This window comes from Pseudomonas sp. PDM31, from assembly GCF_019218965.1.
Classification (GTDB): Bacteria; Pseudomonadota; Gammaproteobacteria; order Pseudomonadales; family Pseudomonadaceae; genus Aquipseudomonas.
This window is the reverse complement of sequence record NZ_JAHUWS010000015.1, coordinates 109,459-136,034: the sequence shown is the minus strand read 5'-3', so window position 1 is coordinate 136,034 and position 26,576 is coordinate 109,459. Positions and strand designations below refer to the sequence as shown.

Here is a 26,576-nt window from a genome sequence, read left to right as displayed (position 1 = left end):
CATCATTTCCATGCTGATCACCCTGTGTTCTCCTGCTCAAAAATTGAGCAGAAGCAGTTGAACACCTGGGTCAGTTTTCAGTCGGCAGAACAGCCTTTACTGGGTCAGTTTTCGGTCAGCGGCAACATGGCATGATCCAGAAAGGGTAGAGGCTTCTGAGTTTTTTGACAACATGGCAAATCAGCAAACTCAGCGAGCGCAGCCTCGACGCCGACCTGGCGCTGGCCCTGAGCCTGAACGGCCGGGAGCTGTTCCGTGATGATCAGCCGCTGAAAATCCTGTTGATGTCGGCGACCCTGGAAGGCGAGCGCCTGGCCGGGTTGCTCGATGACGCGCCGATCCTGCGCAGTGAAGGGCGCATGTACCCGGTGGCGATGCGCTGGGGGCGACCGTTCCAGGCCGGAGAATTCATCGAGCCGCGCCTGGTGCAAACCGTTCTCGAAGCCTTGAATGACGAAACCGGCAGCGTGCTGGTGTTTCTGCCGGGGCAGGCGGAAATCCGTCGAGTGCATCAGCAACTGGCCGATGCCCTCGGTGACAATCCACAGATTCTGCTCTGCCCCTTGCACGGTGAACTGGACCTCGCCGCGCAGCGCGCCGCGATTGATCCGGCGCCGACGGGCAAGCGCAAAGTGGTGCTGGCCACCAACATCGCCGAAACCAGCCTGACCATCGACGGCGTGCGGGTGGTGATCGATGCCGGGTTGGCACGGGTGCCGCGCTTCGATCCCGGCAGCGGCATGACCCGTCTTGATACCCAGCGCATTTCCAGGGCCAGTGCTACCCAGCGCGCGGGCCGTGCCGGGCGTCTGGAGCCGGGCGTGTGCTATCGCTTGTGGTCCCAGGACCAGCACGAACAATTGGCGGCTTACGGCAGTGCGGAAATTCTCTCGGCGGACCTCGCGGGCCTGGCCTTGCAACTGGGTCGTTGGGGCGTGACACCCGGGCAGTTGGTGTGGCTCGACGTGCCGCCTGCTGCCGCTTACGCCCAGGCCCAGGATCTGCTCGTGCGGCTGGGCGCCCTGGATGGCGAAGCGCTGACCCGTCACGGCCAGGCCATGGCTGAACTGCCGGCGCACCCGCGTATCGCCCATCTGCTCCTGCGCGGCCAGGCACTGGGTTTGGCGGACATGGCCTGCGATGTCGCGGCGCTGTTAGGCGAGCGCGATATCTTGCGCGGTGCCGGCGCCGATCTGCACAGCCGGCTGGTGCTGTTGTCCGGGGAGGAAAAGGCGGCTCGCGGCGCGCAGGGCGGAGTCCAGCGCGCGCGGCAACTGGCGCGCCAATATCGCGGGTACCTGCGTGGCAAGGCGGCGGAGCCGGTTGGCGACCCTGACCACCCGCGCTGGCTTGGAGCCTTACTGGCGCTGGCCTATCCCGACCGGGTTGCCCAGCAACGCCGTGCCGGTGGTGCGGAATATCGCTTGGCCAATGGTCGTGCGGCGCTGTTCGCCGAGGCTGACAGTTTGATGAAGCAGCCCTGGCTGGTGATTGCTGATCTCGGCAGTCGTCAGGGGCAGCGTGAAGAACGGATTTATCTGGCGGCGGATTTCGATCCAGCGCTGTTCGATTCAGTGTTGGCCGAGCAGGTACGCAGCGTCGACCAACTGGACTGGGACGAGCGTGAAGGCGTATTGCGTGCCGAGCGCCAGCGCAAGGTCGGTGAACTGATCCTCAGTCGCGAACCTTTGACCGGCCTCGACGAAAACGCCCGCAGCCAGGCGTTGGTGAACCTGGTGCGACGCAAAGGCCTGGAACTGCTGCCGTGGACCCCGCAGCTGCGCCAGTGGCAGGCGCGGGTGGCGTTGTTGCGGCATCTGGATCTTGCCGGCAAGGGTGAAAGCCAATGGCCAGACGTCAGCGACGCGGCGCTGCTAAAGAACCTGGAACAGTGGCTGATGCCCTATCTGGGCAAGGTCTCGCGGCTCAGCCATTTCGCCAACCTGGACCTGTCGAGCATCGTCCACAATCTGCTGCCATGGCCGCTGCCACAACGGCTGGATGAGCAGGCGCCGCATCACCTGAGTGTGCCCTCGGGCTCGTCGATTCGCCTGGATTACAGCGAGCAGCCACCGATCCTCGCAGTGCGTTTGCAGGAACTGTTCGGCCTGGCCGAAACCCCGCGCATCGCCGGAGGCCGGCAGGTGGTGAAACTGCATCTATTGTCGCCGGCACGACGTCCGGTGCAGGTGACCCAGGATCTGGCGAACTTCTGGGCCAGCACTTACGCCGAGGTGAAGAAGGATCTGAAGGGGCGCTACCCCAAACACTACTGGCCGGATGACCCGCTGGTGGCCGAGGCCACCGCGCGGATCAAACCTCGCAAGTGATCAACCGGGCCCGACGCTGCTCTACGATTTACGCATTTCCCCGTAGGAGCCGGCTTGCCGGCGATGGCGGCCGAATGGGCGAGTCCATTCAATTGCACAGATGCGTGGGTTGAGGCTAAGGGGCTGCCGGCAACAGAAACCGGGCAATCACCGGCAGGTGATCGGAGATGCGCAACGTATCGTCCTGCCGCACCTGCGCCTGCACTCGCTTGATTCGCGGACTGTAGAACAGGTAGTCAACGGTCCGGTCCGGACCGTTCAACCCGGGATCGTTCGGGTAGTGGGTCAGCCACCGTTCGCGGTCGACGCCACCGGCTTCGTTGTTGGTCGGGATCATCGGGTACTTGTCCCACAGCAGGTGCAACGCGCTGTCGGCGGAGTAGGGCGTGCGTTGCTCATCGGGCAGGCGTCGGTACTGGCCCAGCGGCAACAGGTTGAAATCGCCACCGATCAGCCAGGGGGTGCCGCCGCCTTCGTACTTGTCGAGGGCTTTGGCTACGGCGCTCACCTGGTTTTGCAGGGTGTCGTCGGCCTGTGTCGCGCGCTCCAGATGGGTATTGAGCACCGCCAATTGTCCGCCGTCACTCAAGGGCAGATAGGCCACCAGCAAGGCATCCCTGGGTTTGAACTGACGGCTGATCGGGTTGCCCGGCGCATTCGGCAGTTGCAGGCGTTCGGCATGGTTGATCTGGTAGCGGCTCAGGGTTGCCAGTTGCCGGCCGACACTGCCGAAAATGTGTGGCTCAGGGACGAAATCGGCTTTCCAGTCGAAGGCGCTGGTGCTGCATGGATAGAGGTCGGCGAGCCGTTCATTGAGCAGTTTGAGCTGGTGCTGGTAAGCGCTGGTCTTGGCGTCGTCGTCGAGTTCCTGCAACAGCACGATGTCCGGCTGCTCGTCGCGAATCACCCGGGCCACTTCGTCGAGGCTGAAGGCCATGTCTTCCGGTGTGGGTCTTTCGTCGGCGCCAGCGGCCAGGTCATTCCAGAACACGTACCGCTTGCCTGCCAGATACTGAACGTTCCACGTCATTACCTTCAGCGCCTGGCCGGGAACCAGGGTCGGTGCCTGCGTACTGCAACTGACGGGCAGCACTTCCCTGGCTTCGGGACGCCAGGTCACGCTGTAGATCAGCATGCCGATTGGTCCGATAACAAACAGCAGGCCCAGCAGGGTGTAGCGCAGTAGACGGGTCATGGCTCGGCTTATAAGCGTTACAGGATTGTTCCCGAGCATACCTGAGAGCGCAGGCGGCACCCAAGGGCAGGGTGGTCAGAGCGGTCTGTCATTTGCGTCGGCGACCGGGCTGATCAGCATGAACAAACGAAACAGCACCACGCTGGTAAACAACTGCAGAAAACTGTGGGCGCTGTCGATCAACAGGGAAATCACAGGATTTTGTGGCTCCGGATAGACCGCCAGTGTGGCGCCCTTGAGCAGCCACAACGGCCCCATGACACAGAGGATGCACAGCAGGATGCGCAGGAAATTACCGCGGGTCATGCGCAGGCTTTCCTTCATCGCCGCCAGTGGCGCCAGGCCACGCAGCACCAGCAAGTATTCGCCGAACGCCAGGGTCACCATCAGGTAGATGCCCGGCAGGAAATACAGCGACAGGCCAAGCAGGATCAGCAAGGTGTTGAGCGCCGTCAGCAGGGCGAAGCGCGGCCACAGGCTTGCAGACATCGCCAGCAGGTCGCGGTTGCGGGGTGATTCGCCACGGCTGCGCGCGTCCAGAAAGAGGATCAGCGCAGCGGTGTACAGCGGATACACCAGCAAGCCGACGATCACACTGATACCGGGGAAACTGTCCGGCTCGGTGGAGTGGTCGACCACTTGCTGCAGCAGCGCCTCCACAATCACCAGAGGCAGGCACAGTTGCACGATCTGTCTCAGATTGCGCTGGAAGAAATACAGGGAGTCACGCAGTACATCTAACGGATTCATCAGTCGGTATCGCAGATTGGAAGCAGTGGCCCACTTTAACCGATGAAGTGCTGCGGCACGCAAACGTAAACGTTCGGTAAAGCTCATTGAAACAACTTGTTTCAGCCTCCATTAAGGTCGGGCACCTTATCCTCTGTGATAAAGGCAACGATTTTCCCGGCAATGTGCGAGGTCGCCATGAACAGCGAAGAACAAACCCTGATCGATGGACTGTTTTCCCGGCTGCAACAGGCCGAAACGGACTCAGCCCCGCGCGACGCCCAGGCTGAGGCGCGGATCAAGGAACACCTGACGCGCCAACCGGCGGCAGGGTATTTCATGACCCAGGCGATTCTGGTGCAAGAGGCGGCAATCAAGAGCCTCGACGAACAGAACAAACAACTGACCCAGCAACTCCAGCAGTTGCAGGACCAACTGCAACAGGCCAAAACCCAGGCAGCCCCGGCACCGGGCAGCGGCGGCTTTCTGTCGAGCATTTTCGGTGGCGGGCCTCGTGAGCCGCAGCCCGCGCCGACCCAGAGTGCGTCGCCCTCCAGCGGTGGCTGGCGCGAGCCAGGGCGGTCGTCATTCGGTGCGCAACAGCCGCAACAGAACTTCGCCGCCCCGCAGCAGGGCTATGCGCCGCAGCAACAGGCTCCGGCAGCGGCCGGCAGCAGCTTTCTCGGCGGTGCGCTGAAAACCGCGGCGGGTGTAGCGGGTGGCGTGATGGTGGCACAAGGCATCAGCAGCCTGTTCCAGCACAATCAGCAGCCGGAGGTTGTCGAGGTCATCAAGGAAGAGCCGGCCCAGGTCAATGATCAGGGCAACAACGGCTGGGGTGATGACCAGCGCATGGCCGGTAACGACTCCTACAGCAACGATCAAGGCGGTTTCAGCGACGCCGACTACAGCAATGACGACTCGTCGTTCTTCGGCGGCGACGACGATTCCTACGTCTGACGCGCCATTCGTCCGGAGCGCTGCGGCGCTCCAGACCGATTATTCGCGGAACAATCCTTCGGGCTGGCATACTGGGCGACTTTTCGGCCCTGGTGCCTGATTCAGCCTCGAGGAAAACCGGTGAAAAAAATCGCAGTGTTCGCCGATGTCCAGAACCTCTATTACACCGTGCGTCAGGCTTATGGTTGCCACTTCAACTACGCCGCGCTGTGGGCTGACATCAGCAAACAGGGCGAGATAGTCGAAGCCTATGCCTACGCCATCGACCGTGGCGACAGCAAGCAGCAGCAGTTCCAGCAGATCTTGCGCAACCTCGGTTTCACCGTAAAGCTCAAGCCCTACATCCAGCGCAGCGACGGCTCGGCCAAGGGCGACTGGGACGTGGGCATAACCCTCGACATCATGGACGCCGCCGACCATGTCGATGAAGTGGTACTGGCTTCCGGCGACGGTGATTTCGACATGCTGCTTGAACGCATCATCAGCAAGCACGGGGTGCAAGCGGTGGCCTACGGCGTGCCGGGCCTGACCGCCAACTCGCTGATCCGCGCCGCCAGTCGCTATGTGCCGATCGAAGGCGCTTTGCTGCTCAAGAATTGATTTTTACGGAGTTGAACCAGGTTTGGAACGCATAGCAGTCATCGACTTTGAAACCACCGGGATCGCCCCGAGCAGCAGCTGCCGGGCCACGGAAATTGCCGTGGTGATCCTTGAACAGGGGCGCATCGTCGAGCGTTACCAGAGCCTGATGAACGCCGGCGTGCGCGTGCCGGCCTTCATCGAGCAACTCACCGGCATCAGCAACGCCATGCTGCGCACCGCGCCGTCGGCCGAGCAGGTGATGAACGAGGTCAACGAGTTCGTCGGCTGCACGCCGTTGCTGGCGCATAACGCGGCCTTCGACCAGAAGTTCTGGGACTTTGAACTGGGGCGGATCAAACGCACCCGCCTGCAGAACTTTGCCTGTTCGCTGCTGCTGGCCCGGCGCCTGATGCCTGCGGCGCCGAACCACAAACTCGGCACCCTCACCACCTTCGCCAACCTGCCCCATACCGGCAAGGCTCACCGGGCCATGGCTGATGCGGAAATGGCGGCCAACCTGACGGCGCACCTGGCCGAGGAACTGCGCCAGAAACACGGTCTGCGCGAGTTGTCCCATGATTTGTTGTGCAAGTTGCAGAAAGTGCCAGCGGCGAAAGTAACCGAGCACCTCAAGCGCTATCGCGGGTTCTGAATACACCGCATAACCCCTGTGGGAGCGGGCTTGCTCGCGAAAGCGCCAGTTCAGTCAATATCATTGTTGAATGACACACCGCTTTCGCGAGCAAGCCCGCTCCCACATTAGACCTATTGTGGTCTTGGGTTTATTTGCCATTACCCTCGATATGCCCCAACGGCACCCGCTTCTCGATGGCGCTCGATAGCACAATCGACGTCTTGCTGAAGCCAAACGTGGCGATCCGGTTGATCAGCTCCTCCAGCTCCGGCATCGAGCCCACCGCCGCTTGCATGATCACGCACGGGTCGCCGGTCACCCGGTGGCACTCGGTCAATTGCGGAATCTTGATCAGGTCATCGTAGGCCTTCTGGTTGCCGTGCTGGTTCAGGCGCAGTTCGATCACGCACTGGATCGGCAGGCCGAGCTTGGACATGTCGACTTTCGCCTGATAGCCGGTGATCACGCCGCTGGTTTCGAGCTTGGCCACTCGCTCGGCCACGGCCGGGGCGGACAGGTTGACCTTGCGCGCCAGGTCCGCGTAGGACGCGCGACCGTTTTCCAGCAGAGCGCTGAGCAGCATGCGGTCGTACTTATCCATCGGGGTGACTCCTGAAAATAGCCGACTTTCGAAAACACGGTTTATAGCGCTGAAGTCCGTGTTTTGAAAAGTGTACTGGCGCTTTAAACAGGTTTTGTAACTTATTTTCCGGCGCTGGCCTTTCTAGAATAGCCGTTCACTTGTACTTGCCTGTGAGCTGCCTCCATGTCCGGCCTTCGTCGCTTTCCCTTACCCTTGATCGCAGCCTTCTTCGCCTTGTATGTGATCTGGGGTTCGACTTACCTGGTGATTCGCATCGGCGTGGAATATTGGCCGCCACTGCTGCTCGCCGGGGTCCGCTTTGTCATCGCCGGGTCGTTGATGTATGCCTTCCTGCGCTGGCGCGGGGCACCGGCGCCGACCTGGGCGCAATGGAAAGCCGCCGGGATCATCGGAGTCTTGTTGCTGGCGTGCGGTAACGGCGCGGTCAGCGTGGCCGAGCATACGGGTGTGGCTTCCGGTGTAGCCGCATTGGCGGTGGCGACCGTGCCGCTGTTTACCTTGCTCTGCGGCTATTTCTGGGGCGCGCGAAATACCCGTCTCGAATGGGCCGGAATCGTGCTCGGGCTGGTCGGCATCGGCATGCTCAACTTGGGTTCCAACCTGCAATCGAGCCCGTTGGGGGCGGCCTTGCTGATTTTTGCAGCGGCGACCTGGGCGTTTGGCTCGGTCTGGAGCAAGCATTTGCCGCTGCCCCAGGGTGCGATGGCCAGCGCTGTGGAAATGCTGGTGGGCGGTGTCGTGTTGCTGATTGCCAGCGCAGTCAGCGGTGAGCACCTGGAAAAGGTGCCGCCGATCGAAGGTTGGGCTGCGTTGGCGTATCTGACCGTGTTCGGCTCGATCATCGCCTTCAACGCCTACATGTATCTGTTGAAACATGTGCGCCCGGCAGCGGCTACCAGTTACGCCTACGTCAACCCGGCGGTGGCGGTGCTGTTGGGGATCGTGTTCGTCGGCGAGACCATTGGTATCGAAGAAGCCCTGGCGATGGCGGTGATCATCAGCGCCGTGGTGCTGATCGGATTGCCACAGTGGCGCAAGGCGCCGGTTCAGCGTGCCGCAGCAGTGCCGACAGAATCCCGTGTGAATTAGGGTAAACTGCGCGGCATTGCACATTTGTTATGCACAATCGCGCTGAATTTTCTTACGGTACTCCCATGACTTTCGCCACCCTTGGCCTGATCGAACCTTTGCTGCGCTCCCTTGAGACGCTCGGCTACCAGACCCCGACGCCGGTCCAGGCGCAAGCCATTCCGGCGGTGCTGGCCGGTCGTGACCTGATGGCTGCCGCCCAGACCGGCACCGGCAAGACTGCCGGTTTTGCCTTACCACTGCTGCAGCTGCTGGCCATGGAAGGGCCGAAAGTCACCGCCAATTCGGTACGCGCGCTGATCCTGGTGCCAACCCGTGAACTGGCCGAGCAGGTTCACGAAGCGGTGCGCCAGTACGCCGAGAATCTGCCGCTGCGTACCTACGCGGTGTACGGCGGTGTCAGCATCAACCCACAAATGATGAAGCTGCGCAGCGGTGTGGATCTGCTGGTGGCGACGCCGGGGCGCCTGCTCGACCTGTTCCGCCAGAACGCGCTGAAGTTCAATCAGTTGCAAACCCTGGTGCTGGATGAAGCCGATCGCATGCTCGACCTGGGTTTTTCCGAGGAATTGGCGAATATCTATAAAGCGCTGCCGAAAAAACGCCAGACGCTGCTGTTCTCTGCGACCTTCTCCGACGACATCCGCCTGCTGGCCGGGCAAATGCTCAACGACCCGCTGAGCATTGAAGTCAGCCCGCGTAATGTCGCGGCCAACACCGTCAAGCAATGGGTGGTGACGGTGGACAAGAAGCGCAAGCCGGAACTGTTCGTGCACCTGATGCGCAAGAACAAGTGGAAGCAGGTGCTGGTGTTCGCCAAAACCCGCAACGGCGTGGACGCGCTGGTGGAAAAACTCCAGGGCCTGGGCGTCAATGCCGACGGTATCCACGGCGACAAACCCCAGGCGACTCGTCAGCGCGCGCTGGATCGTTTCAAACTCAGTGAAGTGCAGATTCTGGTCGCTACCGACGTTGCCGCCCGTGGTCTGGACATCGAAGACCTGCCGCTGGTGGTCAACTTCGACTTGCCGATCGTCGCTGAAGACTACATCCACCGCATTGGTCGTACCGGGCGTGCGGGTGCAACCGGGGAGGCGATTTCCTTGGTGTGCGCTGATGAAGTGAATTTGCTGTCGGCGATCGAGACCTTGACCCGTCAGACGTTGAAGCGTCAGAACGAGCCGGATTTCGAACCTGAGCACCGGGTGCCGGATACCGATGCCAGTGGCCAGGTGATCAAGAAGCCGAAGAAACCGAAGAAGCCCAAGGCGTCTGGTGGTGGCGGCAAACGCAACCTTGGCAAATGGGTGGATAGCGGGGAGGTGGCGCCGGCGGAGCCTTCGATCAAGCCTGTGCGTAAGGTGCCAGTGTTTAATACGGGGCCGCGTAAGCGTAAGCCTTGATTTGAGTGCCTGGCTTTAGAGCCGCCCTCACCCTAACCCTCTCCCGGAGGGAGAGGGGACTGATACGGGATTGCTTACGAACTATTGCGACCTGTGATACCGAGTCGAACTCAAATTTTGATGAGTCCCCAATCGGCTCCCTCTCCCTCGGGAGAGGGCTGGGGTGAGGGGCGGTTTTGACGAGCGATCAAGAACCTGAATTCAACCACTCCAAAATCCCCAACCCCGCAGCCCGCCCACTGGCAAAGCACGCAGTCAGCAAATACCCCCCGGTCGGCGCTTCCCAATCCAGCATCTCCCCCGCGCAAAACACCCCAGGCATCTGCTTGAGCATCAAACGCTCATCCATCGACTCAAACAACACACCACCGGCGCTGCTGATAGCTTCGTCCAGCGGACGGGTTTTCATCAGTGTTACCGGCAAGGCCTTGATCGCTTTGGCCAGCAGGCCTGGATCGGCAAAGGCTTCGGCCGCTGTCAGCTCGCGCAAAAGCGCCGCCTTCACCCCATCAATACCCAACTGACTGTGCAGATGCTTGGCCATCGAGCGTGAACCCCGAGGTTTGCTCAACGCAGTCTGGATCTTATCCACAGGCCGGCCCGGTAGCAGGTCCAGATGAATGGTCGCCGAGCCATGTTGGTTGATGGCTTCGCGGATCGGCGCCGACAGGGCGTAGATCAAACTGCCTTCGATACCCGTTGCGGTAATCACGCATTCGCCGAGCCGTGGCACGTCGTCATTGAGGCCGATGGCGATGTTTTTCAGTGGGGCACCGGCGAATTTGCTGACCATCAATTCGCTCCAGGCTTGCACCTCGAAGCCGCAATTGCTCGGTTGCAAGGGCGCTAGTCCTACACCGTGTTGCTCCAGGGGCAGCATCCACGCGCCGTCCGAGCCCAGTCGTGACCAACTGCCGCCGCCGAGGGCGAGCAGGGTGGCATCGGGATGTAAGGTCTTTTCGCCCTCGGGGCTATCGATACGCAGTGCGCCGTGGGCATCCCAGCCGAGCCAGCGGTGACGGGTGTGGATAACTACGCCGCTGTCGCGCAGGCGTTTGAGCCAGGCGCGCAGCAGAGGCGCTGCTTTCATGTCGGTGGGAAACACCCGGCCGGAGCTACCGATAAAAGTGTCGATGCCCAGGTCATGAATCCACTGGCACAGGGCATCGGCACCGAAGCCACGCAGCAGCGGGGCAATGTGCGGCGCGCGTTCGGCGTAACGCGAGAGAAAGGCCGGGTAGGCTTCGGAATGAGTGATGTTCATGCCCCCGACGCCGGCCAGCAGGAACTTGCGTCCGACCGAGGGCATGCCGTCATACAGATCGACCTTGACCCCGGCCTGGCTCAACACCTCGGCGGCCATCAGGCCGGCGGGGCCGCCGCCGATGATGGCGACATGGGCAGGAGAGGAGGTCGGGGCTTGAGTCATGGCTTGCACTGCGGTCTGGCGAGATAAGCCGGACATTCTAGCAGCCCGGATCCTTGTAGGAACGAGCCTGCTCGAGAAGATGTACCCGTCACGTTAGCGTTGGCTTACACACTTACGTCATAGCGGAGCCCGGAGCAAGTTGATGAATTTGAGTCTGGTTAAAAAACAGCCAGCGCCCTGTAGCCTGCAGATGGCGTGGTCTGTAGTCCCTTTCACTCAGGTTATCCACAGGCCGTTCCACAGGCATTGTGGGTAAAGCATCCACAGATCAATGACAGCCTGATGACTGCCAGACCCGTTGCGCACTGTGATGCAGGATGCCATGGCGGCGCGCCAGGGCATGGCGGTCCTTGCTGTAACCACCGCCGATCACGCCGACCACCGGGATATCGCGCCCCAGGCAATGGCGCATCACGCTTTCATCGCGGGCGGCAACACCTTCGTCGGTCAGCTTCAGATAACCGAGGGCATCGTCCTTGTGCACATCGACCCCGGCGTCATACAACACCAGGTCGGGTTGGTAGAGCGGCAGCAGATAGTTGAGCGCATCGTCCACCACTTTCAGGTAGTCGGCGTCACCCATGCCATTGGGCAGCGGGATGTCCCAGTCGCTTTCGGCTTTGCGTGCGGGAAAATTCTTTTCGCAGTGCAGGGAAACGGTTACGGCCTCCGGGGTGTTGTGCAGTATCCGTGCAGTCCCGTCGCCCTGATGCACGTCGCAATCGAAGATCAGCACGCGGTTGACCCGGCCGCTTTGCAGCAGGTAATGGCTGATCACCGCCAGGTCATTGAAGATGCAGAACCCGGCCGGATAGTCGTAATGCGCGTGGTGGGTACCGCCGGCCAGATGACAGGCCAGGCCATGCTCAAGCGCTTGTTCGGCCGCCAGCAATGAGCCGCCGACTGCACGCACGGTGCGCCGGGCCAGTGCTTCGCTCCAGGGTAAGCCGAGGCGTCGCTGGTCTTCGCGGGACAGGTCGCCACTCATGTAGCGTTCGATATACGAAGGGTCATGGGCCAGAGCTAGTATCTCGGCAGGGCAGAGTTGTGGACGCAACAGATCGGCGTCCCGGGTCAGGCCGCTGTCCACCAGGTGATCGCGCAACAGGCGAAACTTGTCCATGGGGAAGCGGTGATCAGCCGGGAACTCGGGGCTGTAGTCTTCGTGATAGATCAGCGGTAGCGGCATCATGATTTCGTGTATGAATGATCGAATGATCCTACCAGCGATGTAGACTCGCGGCATGGAAAGAAGGGGGCACGATGGAGCCGATACTGGAACTCGAGAGCGCGAGGCTGCTGATGCGGCAATGGCGCGACGAAGATTTGCCCGAGTTTGCGGCGATGTGCGCCGATCCGCAGGTGATGCGTTATTTTCCAGCGCCTTTGAGCCGACTGGAAAGTGCTGCGTTGATCGGGCGTATTCGTGGGCATTTTGCAGAGCATGGTTTTGGCTTCTGGGCGCTGGAGCGCAAGGACACCGGCCAGTTCATCGGGTTGACCGGGCTGGCCGTGGTGGGTTTTGATGCGCCCTTTGTCCCGGCCACTGAAATCGGCTGGCGCCTGGCTCGCGAGCACTGGGGCCTGGGGTATGCCAGTGAAGCCGCGTGGACCGCTCTGCGTTGCGGGTTTGATCGCCTGCCGCTGAAGGAAATCGTAGCCTTCACCACGCAAACCAATTTGCCGTCGGAGAAGGTCATGCAAGCCATCGGCATGCACCATGCCCCGGCGGACGACTTCGACCATCCGCGACTCGACCCCGATCATCCCTTGCGCCGGCATGTGCTGTATCGCATCAGCCGTGAACAATGGCTGCAAACCTTGCATGGATAAGCTGGCCCGGACGTTTACAATGCCCCCATGGGCCCTGTCCCGAAACTGAATCGACCGTCGCAGCCAAGACTGCGCGGCAATGTGTTGCGTGAGGAGAGTCTGAATGAGCCAAGTGTTGGAAGATCTGGTTGACCTGCTGACTCTGGAACCGATCGAAGAGAACCTGTTTCGTGGTCGCAGCCAGGACCTGGGTTTTCGCCAATTGTTCGGCGGACAGGTACTCGGCCAATCGCTGTCGGCAGCCAGTCAGACGGTGGAAGAGGCGCGTCATGTGCATTCGATGCATGGTTACTTTTTGCGTCCTGGCGACGCCGGTTTGCCGGTGGTTTACCAGGTTGACCGGGTGCGCGACGGTGGCAGCTTCAGTACGCGCCGGGTGACTGCGATCCAGAAAGGCCATCCGATCTTCACCTGCAGCGCCTCGTTCCAGTATGACGAAGAAGGCTTCCAGCACCAGACCGATATGCCGCAAGTGGTCGGTCCGGAAAACCTGCCTTCGGAGTTGGAGATCACCCAGCAACGTGCGCACCTGATCCCCGAAAAAATGCGCGAAAAGCTGCTGTGCCCAAAACCGATCGAATTCCGACCGGTGACCGAGAACGATCCCTACAACCCGCTGCCGTGCGACCCGATCAAGTACGTCTGGTTTCGCGCCGATGGCGCCCTGGCCGACTCGCCGGCGCTGCACAAGTATCTTCTGGCCTATGCGTCGGACTTCGGTCTGTTGGTCACATCGATGCAGCCCCATGGCAAAACAGTGTGGGACAAGGACATGCAGGTCGCCAGCCTCGATCACGCCCTGTGGTTCCACGCCGATCTGCGTGCTGACGACTGGCTGCTGTACGCCATGGACAGCCCGTGGGCCGGCAACTCGCGTGGGTTCTCCCGCGGCAGCGTGTACAACCGCGCCGGGCAACTGGTGGCATCGGTCACCCAGGAAGGGCTGATCCGTCACCGCAAGGACTGGGCGTGAGCCTGGCCGAGGTGCGTCACTGGGTGTTCGACATGGACGGCACCCTGACCGTGGCGGTGCATGATTTCGCGGCGATCCGTGTGGCGTTGGCGATTCCTGCCGAGGACGACATCCTGACCCACCTCGCCGCGCTGCCGGCCGAGGAAGCCGCCGCCAAGCACGCCTGGTTGCTCGAGCATGAACGGGATCTGGCGCTGGGTTCGAAGCCGGCGCCGGGGGCGGTAGAGTTGGTGCGTGAACTGGCCGGGCGCGGTTATCGCCTGGGCATCCTTACGCGCAATGCCCGTGAACTGGCGCACGTCACGCTTGAGGCCATCGGCCTGGCCGACTGCTTTGCGGTGGAGGATGTGCTGGGCCGCGATGAAGCACCGCCCAAACCACATCCCGGTGGCTTGCTGAAACTGGCTGAAGCCTGGAAGGTGCCGGCCAGCGAGATGGTGATGGTCGGTGACTATCGCTTTGATCTCGATTGCGGGCGAGCGGCGGGGGCGCGAACAGTGCTGGTGAATCTGCCGGATAATCCATGGCCGGAATTGACTGACTGGCATGCGGCGGATTGTGTCGAGTTACGGCAGATGCTCTTGGCTTGAGGGCATTTTTGTCTGATCTGATGCCTTCGCGAGCAAGCCCGCTCCCACAGTTGATCGCATTCTCCCTGTGGGAGCGGGCTTGCTCGCGAAGGCGCCCGATCAGATAACACAAAACTCACTGCCCAAACAACGCCATCTGCCCCTGCGGTGAACTGAACATCCCATCCCCTTCATGCCCGACCCCGGGCACTTCGATCAGTTGCTGGTTCAATCCGGTTGGGGAAAGGCGCTTCAGATAGTCGAAGTAATTGCGCCCGCGGGCCAGTCGATTCGGGCCCTGGGCCAGGGCCTCGCACCCCTTGTCCAGCGCTGGATGGTTCGGGTCGTTGTCCTGCTCACCCAACAGGTAAACGACGTCTCGCGTGAGGTACTTTTCCTGCAGTTGCGCGGCAGTGCGTCCTTCGGCGTAGGCAGGCAAATCCGCCAATCCGTACTTCCAGCGATTGAACTGTGGGCAACCGGCGTGGCTGAACACTACAGGGCGGCGTTCATCGAACCAGGCGTAAGAGGACGGGTTGGCAATCACGTAACGCAGCTGCACGCCGGCCGCTTGCAGGGCCGGCTGATCGTGGCCGAGCAGCGCGTATCGCTGAACCACCTGGGCGCCACCAGAGTGACCGGCGATGACGATCTGTTTCACATCGGGAAACTGCTGGCGATCGCCAAGGCGCGCGATGATTTCATCGAGTGCTGCGTAGGAACTGAGGGGGAATGGACCTGTGGATAAGCCGCCGGCCATCCACTCGTTGCCTTGCCAGCGCAGTACTGTATCAGCCACCGGGTGTGCTGCAACGTCGAGTTCATTGACAAACTGCGGAGCGATCACCAGGGTCGTCGCGTTTTTCCCGCCCAGTTCAGCGGCCCGCTCGGCGCTGTGCAAATAGGTTTGGGCATTGCGCAAACGGCCGTGAAGGATGACAAGCACCCGCTCGATTCTGGCCGGGGCCGGGCTGATGCCAACGACCATTTCACCTTCTTTCAACAGCAGGCGTCCGGGACTGAGTTCTTCGACCCCGTGCTCGGCCGCCTGGGTACTTGTGCAAGTGATCAACAACACCAACAACCAATTTTTCATCTACAGATTTTTCGCCGCAAAGGTATCGCACTGGCTTACCTGGCCCTGGGCGAAACCGGTTTTGAACCAGCGCACCCGTTGCGCCGATGTACCGTGGGTGAATGAGTCTGGCACTACGCGGCCCTGACCCCGTTGTTGCAAGCGGTCATCGCCGATGGCGTTGGCCGCGTTGAGGGCTTCTTCGATGTCGCCCGGTTCCAGCCAGTTCAGGCGTTTCTGCGCATTGTTGGCCCAGACTCCGGCCAGGCAATCAGCTTGCAGTTCCTGGCGGACCAGCAAACCGCCGTCTCCTTCCATCTGCCGTCCTTGTTGGCGCGCTGCCTGAATTTTTGCCGAAACGCCAAGCAAGGTCTGCACATGGTGCCCGACTTCGTGCGCGATCACGTAGGCCTGAGCGAAGTCACCCGCGGCGGAAAAGCGTTGGGACATCTCCTGGAAGAAACTCATGTCCAGGTAGACCTTCTGGTCTGCCGGGCAATAAAACGGACCGGTTGCCGAAGTGGCCAGGCCACAGGCCGAATTGACGCGATTACTGAACAGCACCAGGGTCGGGTCCTTGTATTGGCGACCGGCCTGCTGGAATATCTGGCCCCAGGTGTCTTCGGTATCGCCCAGGATCGAGCGCACGAATTCCGCGGCCTCGTCATTGGCCGGTGGCGCCTTGCCGGGCTGGTGGGTGGCGGGCGCAGATTGCTGTTCCATCTGCCCGGTCAGTTGTCCGAGGATTTGCATCGGGTCCTGTCCGGTGATCCAGCCGATGCCGACGATCAGCACGATAGCCGTCAGGCTCAGACCCTTGCCGCCGCCAAAGCGCATGCCGCCACCGCCACCGCCGCCATCATCGCCACGGGCGTCGACCACGTTGTCGCTGCGCCGGCCTTTTTTCCATAGCATGTGCGAATCCTCTTTTGAACCGGGTAAAGAACCGTGCGCTGAGTGTTGCTGCTCAGCGTAAGCGGCGCCAGTCCGGTCGTCAGACATTGTTGAGGGGCACAGGTTCTGTACGGGGGCGAAGTTCTGGGTGCGCTATTACAGTTCCTCGGCGTTAAAAGTGTCGCAGGTATCGATTTTCCCGCTGGTAAAACCTGTCTTGAACCAGTTTGTCCGTTGCTGCGACGTTCCATGGTTGAACGTTTCCGGGCGCACAGTCCTGTTGGCGGAACGCTGCAAGGAGTCATCGCCAAACGTAGCCGCGGCGTTCAATGCCGCGTCGATGTCTCCCGGCTCCAGCCAGTCGAGGCGTCGTTGCGCATGATGCGCCCAGACCCCTGCCAGGCAGTCGGCCTGCAGTTCCGCCCGGACTTCCAGACCACCATCACCGGTGACTCGCTGGCCATGGTTCAGCGCCTGCTCGAACGGGTCGGACATACCGAGTTCCAGTTGCACGTGATGGCCGACCTCGTGAGCGAGCACGTAGGCCTGGGCGAATTCACCGATCACGGCGTGCTGTTCGCCCATGATTCGAAAGAATTCCAGATCCAGATAGATCCGCTGATCTTGCGGGCAATAAAACGGCCCGGCACTGGAACCGGCAAAACCACAGGCCGAATTCACACTGTTGCTATAGAGGGTGAGGGTAGGGAGCGGGTAGCGTTGTGCGCTTTGGGAAAATAGTTGTGCCCAGGTGTCTTCGGTATCGCCCAATATCGACTGGACGAATTGCAACTGCGGATCATCAAGCGTCTGTGAAGAAGGGGTAATTGATAGGTTGGTCGACGTTGTGTCCAGTGTCGAGTAAACACCCGCGCCTCCCAGCGTGGCGGTAATGGCCAATGCGACGAAGGTCTGTTTCCCTGTGATTTTGCGGGCTTCCTTGCCCTCGCGAGTGTCGTTCACGTTGTCGCTGCGTCTTGCTCTGTTCCATAACATGTCTGCGGTTTCTCCATAGATGAAGGCGGTCACGCCTGCGTCCATGAATAACGCCGTTGGCAAATTTATGCCGGGCAAATATGTAAGGTCAGATTAATCCCGGCGCTAACCTGGTTCCGGATTTCGCATTTGCGCAGCTATATTTTAGAATCGACCAAAGTCTTCAGGAACGTCCCATGGCTGGCAGTCAAATAGAGCGTGTTTTCAGCTTGCTGGAGAGTCTTGCCGGGGACCCGCAGGGGGTGCCGATGCAGACCCTGGCCGAACAACTGGAGATACCCAAAAGCGCGACTCATCGCTTGCTCGCCGAGCTGATTCGTTTGGGTTACGTGCGCCAGAATCCGGAAAACCTGCGTTACCACTTGTCGACCAGACTGGTCGCCCTGGGTTTTCGCTATCTGGCCGGTAGCGGCGCCGATATCGTTCAGCCGGTGCTCGACCGTCTGGCTCGGGAAACCGGTGAACTGGTGCGCCTTGGCGTGACCCAGGGCGAGCGGCAAGTCTGGATCGCCAAATCCCAGGGCGCCCGCTCGGGCTTGCGTTACGATCCTGACATGGGGCGTGACGCGCCCTTGTTCTACACGGCTTCCGGGCATGCCTGGCTGGCTTGCATGAGTGATGCCCAGGCGTTGTCGCTGGTCGAGCGGCAAGCGGCTCAATTGCCTGCAGACGTGGGGCCGAATGCGCCACGCTCCAACATTGAACTGCTGGAGCGCCTGCGAATGGCGCGGGAACAGGGATATGCCTGGGTCGAGGAAAGCTCTGCGGTGGGTACATCGGCGATCGCCGCGGTGGTGCGCCATCCATTGAATGGGCGGGTAATTGGTGTGCTGAGCATCGCTGGCCCGAGCGCACGCATGCCCGGTGCACGGTTGCACGAGTTGGCACCGACCTTACTGGAGTATGCCCAGGAGCTTTCGGCGGCAAGCCAGGCTTCGGAACTGTTCAGCTGAACGTTCTGTCGACTACAAGTAATGTTCGCTGTTCGCCCACTTTCTTCTGTTGTTCGTGTCATAAAGTGGAACCGGGTTCTAAATTATTAGAGCCTCGCCTCATTCTTAAAAAAGGACCTCGTCTTGACGTCGCCCATCAGCACCCCGCTTTCCGGCGTCAATCAGCCCTTCAAGGGGATCATGCTGATCCTTTTCGCGACCTTCCTGTTCTCCACTCACGATGCCTTGTCGAAATACCTGTCCGGGTTCTACCCGATCGTCATGGTGGTGTGGGCGCGATATGTGGTGCATACCCTGCTGATGGCAGGGATTTTTCTGCCGCAATCGGGGCTGCGGGTCCTGCGCACCAAGCGGCCGATGTTGCAGCTGATCAGGGCGTTGTGCCTGTTGGGAACCAGTCTGTTTTTTACCACCGGCCTGCAGTACATACCGCTGGCTGAAGCGACGGCGGTCAACTTTCTGGCTCCGGTACTGGTGACGGCCTTATCGGTGCCGTTGCTGGGTGAACGGGTGACCCGCGGACAGTGGGTCGCAGTGATTTGCGGGTTCATCGGTGTTTTGATCATCGTGCATCCCGGCGGTGAGTTGTTCACCCCGGCCGTCTTGCTGCCGCTCTGTTCGGCGCTGTTTTTCTGTTTCTACCAACTTCTCACCCGCAAGCTCAGCGAAGTCGACAGCCCGACCACCAGTAACTTCTTCGCCGGGCTGTGCAACACCTTGGTGATGAGTGCGCTGGTGCCGTTCTTCTGGCAGTTCCCGAGTTTGATGCACGCAATCATGATGCTGGCGTTGGGGGCATGCGGGATGACTGCGCATTTGTTCCTGACCCAGGCGTTCCGCCACGCCGCGCCGGCCTTGCTGGCACCCTTCGGCTATTGCCAGATCGTATTTGCCGGGCTGCTGGGCTGGCTGTTGTTTTCCCACACGCCGACCCTGACCACAGTGGTCGGTATCGCCGTGATCTGTTGCAGTGGTCTGGCAGCCGCATGGCAGCAAAGCCGGCGCTGAGTTTTTACAAGGCAAAAAAAACGCAGGCCCGACATCGGGCCTGCGCCGAGGCAACATCATTCTTCTACTTTCGGAATCTTGCGCGGTGCCATGAAGTACATCCAGATCAGTGCGATGAAGTACATCGCCGGAATCAGGGTGAACAACACGGTGTAGTTGTTGTTGGTGACGGTCAGAATGTGCCCGACCAGCTGTGTCATGAACATCCCGCCAATCGCGGCGCACATGCCGCCGAAACCGAACACCGTGCTCATCATGTGCTTGGGCGTGTAATCCATCACCAGGCTCCAGATGTTGGCGGTCCAGGCCTGGTGCGCACCGATGGCCAGGGAGATGGCGAACACCGCGACCCACAGGTTGCTGGAGCCGGCAGCCATGATCACGCCGATGATGCAGCAGGCGAACAGCAGCATGGACATCAGTCGCGCCTTGATCGGGTTGACCCCACGGCCGATCAGGAACGAGGACAGAATCCCGCCACCGACACTGCCGAAGTCGGCGGTGAGGTAGATGATGATCAGCGGAATACCCATCTGGGTCACGTTGATGCCCAGGTTGTATTGCTGATTGAGGAACGGTGGCAGCCAGTACAGGTAGAACCAGAAAACAGGCGCAGTGATCGAGTAGGCGAGGGCGAAGGCCCAGGTGCCGCGCATGCGCAGGATTCGCGAGAACGGTACACGGGTTTGCTCCGGCTCGACTTCATTCTGGATGTAGTCCAGTTCCGATTGTTTAACGCTTGGGTGATCTTCGGGGTTGAAGTACTTCAGGCCCCAGAACAGCAACCAGATGCCGCCCAGTGCCGACATGCACAGGAACGCAGCCTGCCAGCCCCACACGTGAAGGATCAGTGGCAGCAGCATGGGTGTGAACATTGCACCGACGTTGGTCCCGGCGTTGAAAATACCGGTGGCCACCGCCCGCTCACCGGCCGGGAACCACAGGCGCGTGGTTTTCACGCAGGCAGGGTAATTGGCGGCTTCAGTCAGGCCGAGGATAAAGCGGCAGACCATGAAGCCGATCGCTGAAGTGGCCAGGCCGTGGGCGCCGGTCGCCAGGCTCCAGAGCAGCACGGCGCAGAAAAACACGCGCTTCACGCCGACCCGGTCGATCAAGCGGCCTTGCAGCACGAAACCGATGGCGTAGCCGACCTGGAACCAGAAGTTGATGTTGGCGTAGTCCATCGCCGTCCAGCTCATTTCCTTGGCCAGGATGGGCTGCATGACGCCGAGAGCGGCGCGGTCGATGTAGTTCAGGGTGGTGGCGAAAAACACCAGCGCCAGCATGCCCCAACGGGTTTTGCCGACAGCCATGGCGCCGCGGATCTTGTCGCCGATGCCGCCAGTGGCAGCGCTCATGGCCGGAGCCATGCGTGAGCTATGTGTAGGATTCATGTGGGCCATCCGTTCAATGACTGACAAGCGAACTCGTCGGGACTTCAAGGGCGCGTGATCAATCGATGGCGACGTACGCGATTGGACTGATCGGCTGTGTTCGTCGGCTGACGAGTTATTCAGCGAGCGGCACGCTGGTGCCGGCGGTGCGCGTGGTTCGGATGGACGCCAGGCAAGGCGTAATGACGGTGGATTGAGCAAGCAAGGCGGTGAATGAGCGCATGAGCTGATACCCGTTTTTTGAAATTTTTATGTGGTGTTCTGGGTCTTGTTAACCGAGACCGATGATTCACAACCGGACCCAATGTGGTGTTGATGTTGCGCAGTGGACGAAAAATCGTCAATTCGTCAACGGCCATTGTGTTCGATAATCGCACATAAAACTAACTGGATAGTACACTTTGAATTGCCGCGCGAGACCGCGCGGCCAATAATTCACTCCAAGCTAAACGCGATCCCTGTAGGAGCTGCCGAAGGCTGCGATCTTTTGACTTTGATCTTTAGCGATAGATCAGCCGCCAAGATCAAGATCAAGATCAAAAGATCGCAGCCTTCGGCAGCTTCTACATAGAGCCAGGCGTGCGATGTATGGAGCCAGGCGTGCGATGTCCCTAACAAGATTGTCTCCATTATCGGGAGTCGAAATATGCAGCGTTCCATTGCCACCGTGTCCTTGAGCGGTACCCTGCCGGAAAAGCTCGAAGCCATTGCCGCCGCCGGGTTCGACGGTGTGGAGATTTTCGAAAACGACCTTCTGTACTACGACGGCAGCCCGCGGGAAATTAAACAGATGTGCGCCGATCTCGGGATCGCCATCACGCTGTTCCAACCCTTTCGGGATTTCGAGGGCTGTCGGCGTGATCGTCTGTCGCGCAATCTTGAGCGGGCCGAGCGCAAGTTCGACCTGATGCAGGAACTGGGCACTGACCTGGTGCTGGTGTGCAGCAACGCCTCGCCTGATTCCATTGGTGATGAGCAAATCCTGGTCGATGATTTGCGCCTGCTGGCCGAGCACGCTGGCGCGCGGGGCCTGCGTATCGGTTACGAAGCGCTGGCCTGGGGCCGTCACGTCAACACGTATCAGCAGGTGTGGAACATCGTCCGTCAGGCCGATCACCCGAACCTTGGTGTGTTGCTCGACAGCTTCCACACTTTGTCGCTCAATGGCGACCCGAGCGCTATCGCCGAGATTCCGGGCGACAAGATCTTCTTCGTGCAAATGGCCGACGCGCCGATCCTGGCCATGGATGTGCTGGAGTGGAGCCGGCATTTTCGCTGCTTTCCGGGGCAGGGTGAATTCGATCTGCCGGGCTTCCTTGCGCCGATCATCAAGAGCGGGTACACCGGGCCGCTGTCGCTGGAGATCTTCAACGACGGCTTCCGCGCCGCACCACCTCGGGCCAACGCCGCCGATGGTTTGCGTTCATTGCTGTACCTGGAGGAGAAAACCCGCGAGCGTCTGGCGCAGCACGCCCGGCCAGCGTCCACCCCGGAAATACTGTTCGAGACGCCCAAGGCCAGTGAGTACAACGGCATCGAGTTTCTTGAGTTCGCCGTGGATGAAAGCCTCGGCGCCAAGCTGTCGCACTGGCTGGAGCGACTGGGGTTCGTCAAGGCCGGGCAGCATCGTTCCAAGAGCGTCAGCCTGATGCGCCAGGGTGATATCAACCTGATCCTCAACTCCGAGCCTTACTCGTTCGGCCACAGCTTTTTCGAGGCGCACGGCCCATCGCTGTGTGCCACCGCCGTGCGGGTCAACGACAGTACCAGTGCGTTGGCACGCGCCGTGGCGTACAAAGGCCAGCCTTATCGTGGGCTGGTCGGCCCCAATGAACTGGAGCTTGCCGCCGTGCGCGCTCCGGATGGCAGCCTGATCTACCTGGTGGATCAGGACGCCGACGTCTACGGCACCGACTTCAACCTGCAACCGACGGCGACAGCCAGCGGCGGTCTCAAACGCATTGATCACATGGCTATGGCATTGCCGGCCGATAGCCTCGACAGTTGGGTGCTGTTCTACAAAAGCCTGCTCGATTTCGAGGCCGACGACGAAGTGGTTTTGCCCGATCCCTATGGTCTGGTGAAGAGTCGCGCATTACGCAGCCGAGACAGCTCCATCCGCCTGCCGTTGAACATTTCCGAGAACCGCAACACCGCGATCTCACATGCGCTGTCGAGTTATCGCGGTTCCGGCGTGCATCACATCGCCTTTGACTGCGACGATATCTTTGTCGAAGTGAGCCGCGCAAAAGAGGCGGGGGTACCGCTGCTGGATATTCCGCTCAACTACTATGACGACTTGGCGGCACGCTTCGATTTCGACGATGAGTTCCTCAGCGAACTGGCCTACTTCAACGTGCTGTACGACCGCGATGCCCAGGGTGGCGAGCTGTTTCATGTGTATACCGAGCCGTTCGAGGGGCGCTTCTTCTTTGAAATCATTCAGCGCAAGACCGGCTATGTCGGTTATGGTGCGGCCAATGTCGCAGTGAGGCTGGCAGCCATGGCCAAATCCAGAAGCGGTGCCATTCGTCAGGCGAAGTTGTAGGAAAAGCGTAAGCACGGCAATGAAAGCTCAACCGCGCGGCTTCCTTTCTCTGTGCCGCGCGGCCCATAATCGCCTGCTTGTGCAGTGATGGCCGTGAGCCCGCAATGACAACAATTTCAGAGTTTTCCCCTGCGCCCGCCGAGACCGTTGCCGAGCCGCGCAAAAGTCGCAAGAACAACCCGGAAAAGACCCGCGAGAATATCCTGCAAGAGGCTATTGTCGAGTTCGTCCAGCAGGGGCTGTCCGGTGCTCGCGTCGACGCCATCGCCGAGCGCATCCATACCTCCAAGCGCATGATCTATTACTACTTCGGCAGTAAGGAACAGCTCTACGTCGAGGTGCTGGAAAAACTCTACGGGGATATCCGCAACACCGAGAGTCGCTTGCATCTGGCTGAGCTGGCGCCGGTGGATGCGATTCGGCGCCTGGTGGAATTCACCTTTGATCACCATGACCGCAATGTCGATTTCGTGCGTATCGTCAGCATTGAAAACATCCACAATGCCGAGTTCGTGAAGCGCTCCGAAGCAATCAGGGCGATGAACAACACCATTCTTGATTCACTGAGTGTGATTCTGCGGCGGGGTGTTGAAGCAGGTGTATTCCGCGCAGGTCTTGTACCACTGGATGTGCACCTGCTGATCAGTTCGTTCTGTTTTTACCGTGTTTCGAACAGACATACCGTCGGTGAGATTTTCCAGATCGACTTGCCGGACGAAAGCATCAAGCAGCGTCATCGGGAGATGATTTGCGAGTCGGTGTTGCGCTACCTGCAGGCTTGACGCCTTCGCGGGCAAGCCCGCTCCCACAAGGATTTATGGCGTTGCCGGGATTCGTGTCTGGCTGCAATACCCTGTGGGAGATTCTATGTTGCAGGGGAATTCAGTTGCTCCCACAGAACACCGCGGTTCCTGTGGGAACGGGCTTACCGGCGATGCTTTTCAACCATTCATGCTCTGAAAATGCGCCAGCATCCGCTGTGCATCCGGCACTACACCGCTGAACAATTCGAATGCCTTCACTGCTTGAAACACTGCCATATTGCTGCCATCCAGCGTGCGGCAGCCCAGGGCGCGGGCGTTGCGCAGCAATTCGGTTTCCAGCGGGAAATAAACGATCTCTGCCACCCACAACTCAGCCCGAAGCAACTCCACAGGCACTGGCATGCCCGGCAGTTTTTTCATGCCCATGGGCGTGGTGTTGACCAGGCCGTCAGCCTCGGCCAGCGTGAGCGCCAAATCATGACCGGCCACAGCGCGGCCGCTGCCGAAGTGTTGATTGAGGTTATCCGCCAGGCTCTGGGCGCGAGTGATTTCCACGTCGAAAATGCTCAGCTGTTGTACGCCTTCGCTCAATAGCGCGTGGGCCACCGCCGCGCCAGCGCCACCGGCACCCATTTGTACGACGCGCTCAACGGCAACGCCCTGCAAGCCACGGCGAAAACCCTCGGCAAACCCCAGGCAATCAGTGTTGTGGCCGATGCGTTTGCCATCTTTTAAAACCACCGTATTCACCGCTCCGATGCCACGGGCTTGCGGCGATAGTTCATCAAGCAGCGGAATGATTGCCTGCTTGCATGGAAATGTGATGTTCAGGCCGGTGTAGTTCATGCGCTCGGCGGCTATCAGCAGATCGGGCAGGGCGCTGCTGTCGAGTTGCAACTGGTCGAGATCGATCAGGCGATAGAGATAGCGCAGGCCCTGGGCATCTCCTTCGTGTTCGTGCAGCGCCGGGGTGCGCGATGCCTGGATGCCGGCGCCGATCAGCCCAGCCAATATCACCGGGGCGCGAGTCATGGCGATACCCCCAGCAAGCGTTGGCCGAAGTGCTGCAGCGCAAGGCGATAGCCGTGGCTGCCGAAACCGGTCAGCACGGCGCTGGCAATGGCGGAAACGAAGGAGTGGTGACGGAACGGCTCGCGGGCGTGGACGTTGGACAGGTGGACTTCAATCACCGGCAGTTCGCTGGCGACCAACGCATCGCGGATGGCGACGCAGGTATGCGTCCACGCGGCGGGGTTGATCACGATCCCGGCGCAACGGCCACGGGCGCCGCAAATCCAGTCGAGCAACTCGCCTTCATGGTTGGTCTGGCGAAACTCTACCGCCAGGCCGAACTCTTCGGCGGATCGTGCGCAAAGGGCCGAAATGTCTGCCAGGGTTTCGTGACCGTAGGTCGTCGGCTCGCGTGTGCCAAGCAGATTGAGGTTGGGGCCGTTGAGCACCAGAACGATAGGGGGCATCGGGTCTCTCCACTTATTATTTTTGGGATCGGCCGATTGTTTCAGCCTGTGGAGATAAAATGTACTGAATGGTTAATTTGGTCAACTTAAGCAGATGCTACCCGACGTATTTTGTGCGGTGATCGGACGCTTTCGCCACTCAACGCTGAATGTGTTCCAGCAGAAAGTCGATAAAAGCCCTGAGTCGCAATGGCACGTGGCGACTTTGTGGATAAAGCAGCGTGAAGGGCCGTGAGCGTCCACCATAGGGTTTGAGCACTTCCACCAGTGAGCCCTTGGCCAGCTCTTTTTCGACGATAAAACGATAGGTCTGAAACAACCCGGCCCCATATTTGGCCAGGGTCACCCCGCCCAACACATCGTCGGAACAACTGAGGTTGCCTTCGGCCAGTATTTCCCGGGGCTCGCCCTCATCATTGAACAGCCAGGCGATGCGCCGCCCACTGCTGGGCAATTCGTACTGGATGCATTCGTGTTTTTCCAGGTCGCCGAGGGTTTGCGGAGTTCCGGCCCGTTTCAGGTAGTCGGGGCTGGCGATCATTACCAATTCGGCATCTTCCAGCTGCCGGGCGATCAGGCCGGAATCGGGAATGGCGCGTACACGGATCGCCATGTCATAGCCTTCGCCGACAAAATCGATGTTGCGGTTGCTGATGTGCGACTCGACCTTCACTGCCGGATAGCGCGCGCGAAATCCGGGCAGCAATGGCAGGATTCGATGGTGCGCATAGGTGGTCGGAATACTGATGCGCAATGTTCCGGAGGGCACTTGCTGCTGACCCATGACCTCGCGCTGGGCTTCAACCAGTTGCACCAGTGCCTGGCGACATTCCTCGTAGTAGCGCCGGCCACTGTCGGTCAGTTTGACGCTGCGGGTGGTACGTGCGAACAGGCGTACACCCAGGCGTTCCTCCATGCGCGACACCGAACGGCTCACTGCGGCGGGCGTTACCCCTGCCACTGACGCAGCAGCGGTAAAGCTGCCGGCTTCGGCGGCCAGGCAAAACAGCTCGATGCTGCCCAACTGTAGATCGTCGAATTGTCGCTGCATGATGGCACCGGGATTTGGATGAAGAGGCGCGACAAGTATTAATCAGGGGGCGGAATACGAATACAAAAAAGCCGTCACTGAGACG

At 60.3% G+C, this 26,576-nt stretch carries 24 protein-coding genes and 1 pseudogene; 13 read left to right on the top strand and 12 right to left on the bottom strand.

Features of this window, described 5'->3' with window-relative positions; genetic code table 11:
- Positions 1 to 194: 194 nt before the first annotated feature.
- A pseudogene (hrpB, locus tag KW839_RS24895) lies at positions 195 to 2,330 on the top strand (ATP-dependent helicase HrpB); the annotation flags it as partial.
- Between the two features lie 115 nt (positions 2,331 to 2,445).
- Here the strand turns inward: hrpB and KW839_RS24890 are convergent.
- Together KW839_RS24890 and KW839_RS24885 are read right to left on the bottom strand one after the other, a co-directional pair.
- Entirely contained in the window at positions 2,446 to 3,525 is a 1,080-nt protein-coding gene (locus tag KW839_RS24890; protein WP_218425750.1) for an endonuclease/exonuclease/phosphatase family protein, read from the bottom strand.
- Between the two features lie 75 nt (positions 3,526 to 3,600).
- The gene (locus KW839_RS24885) at positions 3,601 to 4,275 is read right to left on the bottom strand and encodes a YciC family protein (RefSeq protein WP_060543398.1); all 675 of its coding nucleotides are present in this window, start codon (positions 4,273 to 4,275) and stop codon (positions 3,601 to 3,603) included.
- Positions 4,276 to 4,452: 177 nt separating this feature from the next.
- Between KW839_RS24885 and KW839_RS24880 the strand changes: the two genes are divergently transcribed.
- From KW839_RS24880 to KW839_RS24870, 3 genes are all read left to right on the top strand, one after another.
- Positions 4,453 to 5,214 (top strand): DUF2076 domain-containing protein, encoded by a 762-nt coding sequence (locus KW839_RS24880; RefSeq protein ID WP_218425749.1) that lies wholly within the window; start codon positions 4,453 to 4,455, stop codon positions 5,212 to 5,214.
- 120 nt (positions 5,215 to 5,334) lie between these two features.
- Positions 5,335 to 5,814, top strand: a complete 480-nt coding sequence (locus KW839_RS24875; RefSeq protein WP_007946629.1) for an NYN domain-containing protein — start codon at positions 5,335 to 5,337, stop codon at positions 5,812 to 5,814.
- Between the two features lie 22 nt (positions 5,815 to 5,836).
- Complete coding sequence (locus KW839_RS24870; protein WP_060543293.1) at positions 5,837 to 6,448, top strand: PolC-type DNA polymerase III; 612 nt, start codon at positions 5,837 to 5,839, stop codon at positions 6,446 to 6,448.
- A gap of 130 nt (positions 6,449 to 6,578) precedes the next feature.
- Here the strand turns inward: KW839_RS24870 and KW839_RS24865 are convergent, their stop codons facing one another.
- Entirely contained in the window at positions 6,579 to 7,031 is a 453-nt protein-coding gene (locus KW839_RS24865; protein ID WP_060543294.1) for an Lrp/AsnC family transcriptional regulator, read from the bottom strand.
- A gap of 165 nt (positions 7,032 to 7,196) precedes the next feature.
- Here KW839_RS24865 and yedA point away from each other — a divergent pair, with 165 nt between their 5' ends.
- Together yedA and KW839_RS24855 are read left to right on the top strand one after the other, a co-directional pair.
- On the top strand, positions 7,197 to 8,123 hold the full coding sequence (yedA, locus tag KW839_RS24860; protein WP_218425748.1) for a drug/metabolite exporter YedA: 927 nt from the start codon (positions 7,197 to 7,199) through the stop codon (positions 8,121 to 8,123).
- Positions 8,124 to 8,188: 65 nt separating this feature from the next.
- A complete protein-coding gene (locus KW839_RS24855; RefSeq protein ID WP_060543400.1) occupies positions 8,189 to 9,526 on the top strand; it encodes a DEAD/DEAH box helicase in 1,338 nt (445 codons plus the stop codon).
- Between the two features lie 187 nt (positions 9,527 to 9,713).
- On the opposite strand, the gene KW839_RS24850 is transcribed toward KW839_RS24855, so the two are convergent.
- Together KW839_RS24850 and KW839_RS24845 are read right to left on the bottom strand one after the other, a co-directional pair.
- Complete coding sequence (locus KW839_RS24850) at positions 9,714 to 10,991, bottom strand: TIGR03862 family flavoprotein (protein WP_082457605.1); 1,278 nt, start codon at positions 10,989 to 10,991, stop codon at positions 9,714 to 9,716.
- A 232-nt stretch (positions 10,992 to 11,223) separates the two neighbouring features.
- The gene (locus tag KW839_RS24845; protein ID WP_060543296.1) at positions 11,224 to 12,144 is read right to left on the bottom strand and encodes a histone deacetylase; all 921 of its coding nucleotides are present in this window, start codon (positions 12,142 to 12,144) and stop codon (positions 11,224 to 11,226) included.
- 74 nt (positions 12,145 to 12,218) lie between these two features.
- Between KW839_RS24845 and KW839_RS24840 the strand changes: the two genes are divergently transcribed.
- The 3 genes from KW839_RS24840 to KW839_RS24830 all read left to right on the top strand — a co-directional run bounded on the left by KW839_RS24840 (position 12,219) and on the right by KW839_RS24830 (position 14,351).
- Positions 12,219 to 12,788: a GNAT family N-acetyltransferase gene (locus tag KW839_RS24840; RefSeq protein ID WP_060543297.1), complete on the top strand. Its 570-nt coding sequence runs from the start codon at positions 12,219 to 12,221 to the stop codon at positions 12,786 to 12,788.
- Between the two features lie 103 nt (positions 12,789 to 12,891).
- The gene (tesB, locus tag KW839_RS24835) at positions 12,892 to 13,761 is read left to right on the top strand and encodes an acyl-CoA thioesterase II (RefSeq protein WP_218425747.1); all 870 of its coding nucleotides are present in this window, start codon (positions 12,892 to 12,894) and stop codon (positions 13,759 to 13,761) included.
- Positions 13,758 to 14,351, top strand: a complete 594-nt coding sequence (locus tag KW839_RS24830; RefSeq protein WP_060543299.1) for an HAD family hydrolase — start codon at positions 13,758 to 13,760, stop codon at positions 14,349 to 14,351. Before tesB ends, KW839_RS24830 begins: the two co-directional genes overlap by 4 nt.
- A gap of 115 nt (positions 14,352 to 14,466) precedes the next feature.
- On the opposite strand, the gene KW839_RS24825 is transcribed toward KW839_RS24830, so the two are convergent.
- The 3 genes from KW839_RS24825 to KW839_RS24815 all read right to left on the bottom strand — a co-directional run bounded on the left by KW839_RS24825 (position 14,467) and on the right by KW839_RS24815 (position 17,295).
- Entirely contained in the window at positions 14,467 to 15,426 is a 960-nt protein-coding gene (locus tag KW839_RS24825; protein ID WP_218425746.1) for an alpha/beta fold hydrolase, read from the bottom strand.
- Positions 15,427 to 16,320 carry a neutral zinc metallopeptidase gene (locus KW839_RS24820; RefSeq protein ID WP_218425745.1) on the bottom strand — a complete coding sequence of 298 codons (894 nt, stop codon included), beginning with the start codon at positions 16,318 to 16,320 and terminating at the stop codon, positions 15,427 to 15,429.
- Positions 16,321 to 16,455: 135 nt separating this feature from the next.
- Positions 16,456 to 17,295 (bottom strand): neutral zinc metallopeptidase, encoded by an 840-nt coding sequence (locus KW839_RS24815; protein ID WP_218425751.1) that lies wholly within the window; start codon positions 17,293 to 17,295, stop codon positions 16,456 to 16,458.
- Positions 17,296 to 17,471: 176 nt separating this feature from the next.
- On the opposite strand from KW839_RS24815, the gene KW839_RS24810 reads away from it, so the two are divergent.
- Together KW839_RS24810 and KW839_RS24805 are read left to right on the top strand one after the other, a co-directional pair.
- Complete coding sequence (locus KW839_RS24810; protein ID WP_060543302.1) at positions 17,472 to 18,248, top strand: IclR family transcriptional regulator; 777 nt, start codon at positions 17,472 to 17,474, stop codon at positions 18,246 to 18,248.
- Between the two features lie 180 nt (positions 18,249 to 18,428).
- Positions 18,429 to 19,256: a DMT family transporter gene (locus tag KW839_RS24805; RefSeq protein ID WP_060543403.1), complete on the top strand. Its 828-nt coding sequence runs from the start codon at positions 18,429 to 18,431 to the stop codon at positions 19,254 to 19,256.
- A gap of 56 nt (positions 19,257 to 19,312) precedes the next feature.
- On the opposite strand, the gene KW839_RS24800 is transcribed toward KW839_RS24805, so the two are convergent.
- The gene (locus KW839_RS24800) at positions 19,313 to 20,650 is read right to left on the bottom strand and encodes an MFS transporter (RefSeq protein ID WP_218425744.1); all 1,338 of its coding nucleotides are present in this window, start codon (positions 20,648 to 20,650) and stop codon (positions 19,313 to 19,315) included.
- Positions 20,651 to 21,296: 646 nt separating this feature from the next.
- Between KW839_RS24800 and quiC the strand changes: the two genes are divergently transcribed.
- Positions 21,297 to 23,198 (top strand): 3-dehydroshikimate dehydratase QuiC, encoded by a 1,902-nt coding sequence (gene quiC, locus KW839_RS24795; RefSeq protein ID WP_218425743.1) that lies wholly within the window; start codon positions 21,297 to 21,299, stop codon positions 23,196 to 23,198.
- Between the two features lie 104 nt (positions 23,199 to 23,302).
- Positions 23,303 to 23,980, top strand: a complete 678-nt coding sequence (locus KW839_RS24790; protein WP_218425742.1) for a TetR/AcrR family transcriptional regulator — start codon at positions 23,303 to 23,305, stop codon at positions 23,978 to 23,980.
- Between the two features lie 159 nt (positions 23,981 to 24,139).
- Here the strand turns inward: KW839_RS24790 and KW839_RS24785 are convergent, their stop codons facing one another.
- The 3 genes from KW839_RS24785 to KW839_RS24775 all read right to left on the bottom strand — a co-directional run bounded on the left by KW839_RS24785 (position 24,140) and on the right by KW839_RS24775 (position 26,491).
- Positions 24,140 to 24,994 carry a shikimate dehydrogenase gene (locus KW839_RS24785; RefSeq protein WP_218425741.1) on the bottom strand — a complete coding sequence of 285 codons (855 nt, stop codon included), beginning with the start codon at positions 24,992 to 24,994 and terminating at the stop codon, positions 24,140 to 24,142.
- Positions 24,991 to 25,440 (bottom strand): type II 3-dehydroquinate dehydratase, encoded by a 450-nt coding sequence (gene aroQ, locus KW839_RS24780; RefSeq protein WP_218425740.1) that lies wholly within the window; start codon positions 25,438 to 25,440, stop codon positions 24,991 to 24,993. Before aroQ ends, KW839_RS24785 begins: the two co-directional genes overlap by 4 nt.
- A 139-nt stretch (positions 25,441 to 25,579) precedes the next feature.
- Entirely contained in the window at positions 25,580 to 26,491 is a 912-nt protein-coding gene (locus KW839_RS24775; protein ID WP_218425739.1) for a LysR family transcriptional regulator, read from the bottom strand.
- Positions 26,492 to 26,576: the final 85 nt, after the last annotated feature.

Excerpts from the sequence above, each read along its gene's own strand:
- KW839_RS24890 (WP_218425750.1), bottom strand. The coding sequence starts at position 3,525 with ATGACCCGTCTACTGCGCTACACCCTGCTGGGCCTGCTGTTTGTTATC.
- KW839_RS24885 (WP_060543398.1), bottom strand. The coding sequence starts at position 4,275 with ATGAATCCGTTAGATGTACTGCGTGACTCCCTGTATTTCTTCCAGCGC.
- KW839_RS24880 (WP_218425749.1), top strand. The coding sequence starts at position 4,453 with ATGAACAGCGAAGAACAAACCCTGATCGATGGACTGTTTTCCCGGCTG.
- KW839_RS24865 (WP_060543294.1), bottom strand. The coding sequence starts at position 7,031 with ATGGATAAGTACGACCGCATGCTGCTCAGCGCTCTGCTGGAAAACGGT.
- yedA (WP_218425748.1), top strand. The coding sequence starts at position 7,197 with ATGTCCGGCCTTCGTCGCTTTCCCTTACCCTTGATCGCAGCCTTCTTC.
- KW839_RS24855 (WP_060543400.1), top strand. The coding sequence starts at position 8,189 with ATGACTTTCGCCACCCTTGGCCTGATCGAACCTTTGCTGCGCTCCCTT.
- KW839_RS24850 (WP_082457605.1), bottom strand. The coding sequence starts at position 10,991 with ATGTCCGGCTTATCTCGCCAGACCGCAGTGCAAGCCATGACTCAAGCC.
- KW839_RS24845 (WP_060543296.1), bottom strand. The coding sequence starts at position 12,144 with ATGCCGCTACCGCTGATCTATCACGAAGACTACAGCCCCGAGTTCCCG.
- KW839_RS24840 (WP_060543297.1), top strand. The coding sequence starts at position 12,219 with ATGGAGCCGATACTGGAACTCGAGAGCGCGAGGCTGCTGATGCGGCAA.
- tesB (WP_218425747.1), top strand. The coding sequence starts at position 12,892 with ATGAGCCAAGTGTTGGAAGATCTGGTTGACCTGCTGACTCTGGAACCG.
- KW839_RS24825 (WP_218425746.1), bottom strand. The coding sequence starts at position 15,426 with ATGAAAAATTGGTTGTTGGTGTTGTTGATCACTTGCACAAGTACCCAG.
- KW839_RS24820 (WP_218425745.1), bottom strand. The coding sequence starts at position 16,320 with ATGCTATGGAAAAAAGGCCGGCGCAGCGACAACGTGGTCGACGCCCGT.
- KW839_RS24815 (WP_218425751.1), bottom strand. The coding sequence starts at position 17,295 with ATGTTATGGAACAGAGCAAGACGCAGCGACAACGTGAACGACACTCGC.
- KW839_RS24810 (WP_060543302.1), top strand. The coding sequence starts at position 17,472 with ATGGCTGGCAGTCAAATAGAGCGTGTTTTCAGCTTGCTGGAGAGTCTT.
- KW839_RS24805 (WP_060543403.1), top strand. The coding sequence starts at position 18,429 with ATGCTGATCCTTTTCGCGACCTTCCTGTTCTCCACTCACGATGCCTTG.
- KW839_RS24800 (WP_218425744.1), bottom strand. The coding sequence starts at position 20,650 with ATGAATCCTACACATAGCTCACGCATGGCTCCGGCCATGAGCGCTGCC.
- quiC (WP_218425743.1), top strand. The coding sequence starts at position 21,297 with ATGCAGCGTTCCATTGCCACCGTGTCCTTGAGCGGTACCCTGCCGGAA.
- KW839_RS24790 (WP_218425742.1), top strand. The coding sequence starts at position 23,303 with ATGACAACAATTTCAGAGTTTTCCCCTGCGCCCGCCGAGACCGTTGCC.
- KW839_RS24785 (WP_218425741.1), bottom strand. The coding sequence starts at position 24,994 with ATGACTCGCGCCCCGGTGATATTGGCTGGGCTGATCGGCGCCGGCATC.
- aroQ (WP_218425740.1), bottom strand. The coding sequence starts at position 25,440 with ATGCCCCCTATCGTTCTGGTGCTCAACGGCCCCAACCTCAATCTGCTT.
- KW839_RS24775 (WP_218425739.1), bottom strand. The coding sequence starts at position 26,491 with ATGCAGCGACAATTCGACGATCTACAGTTGGGCAGCATCGAGCTGTTT.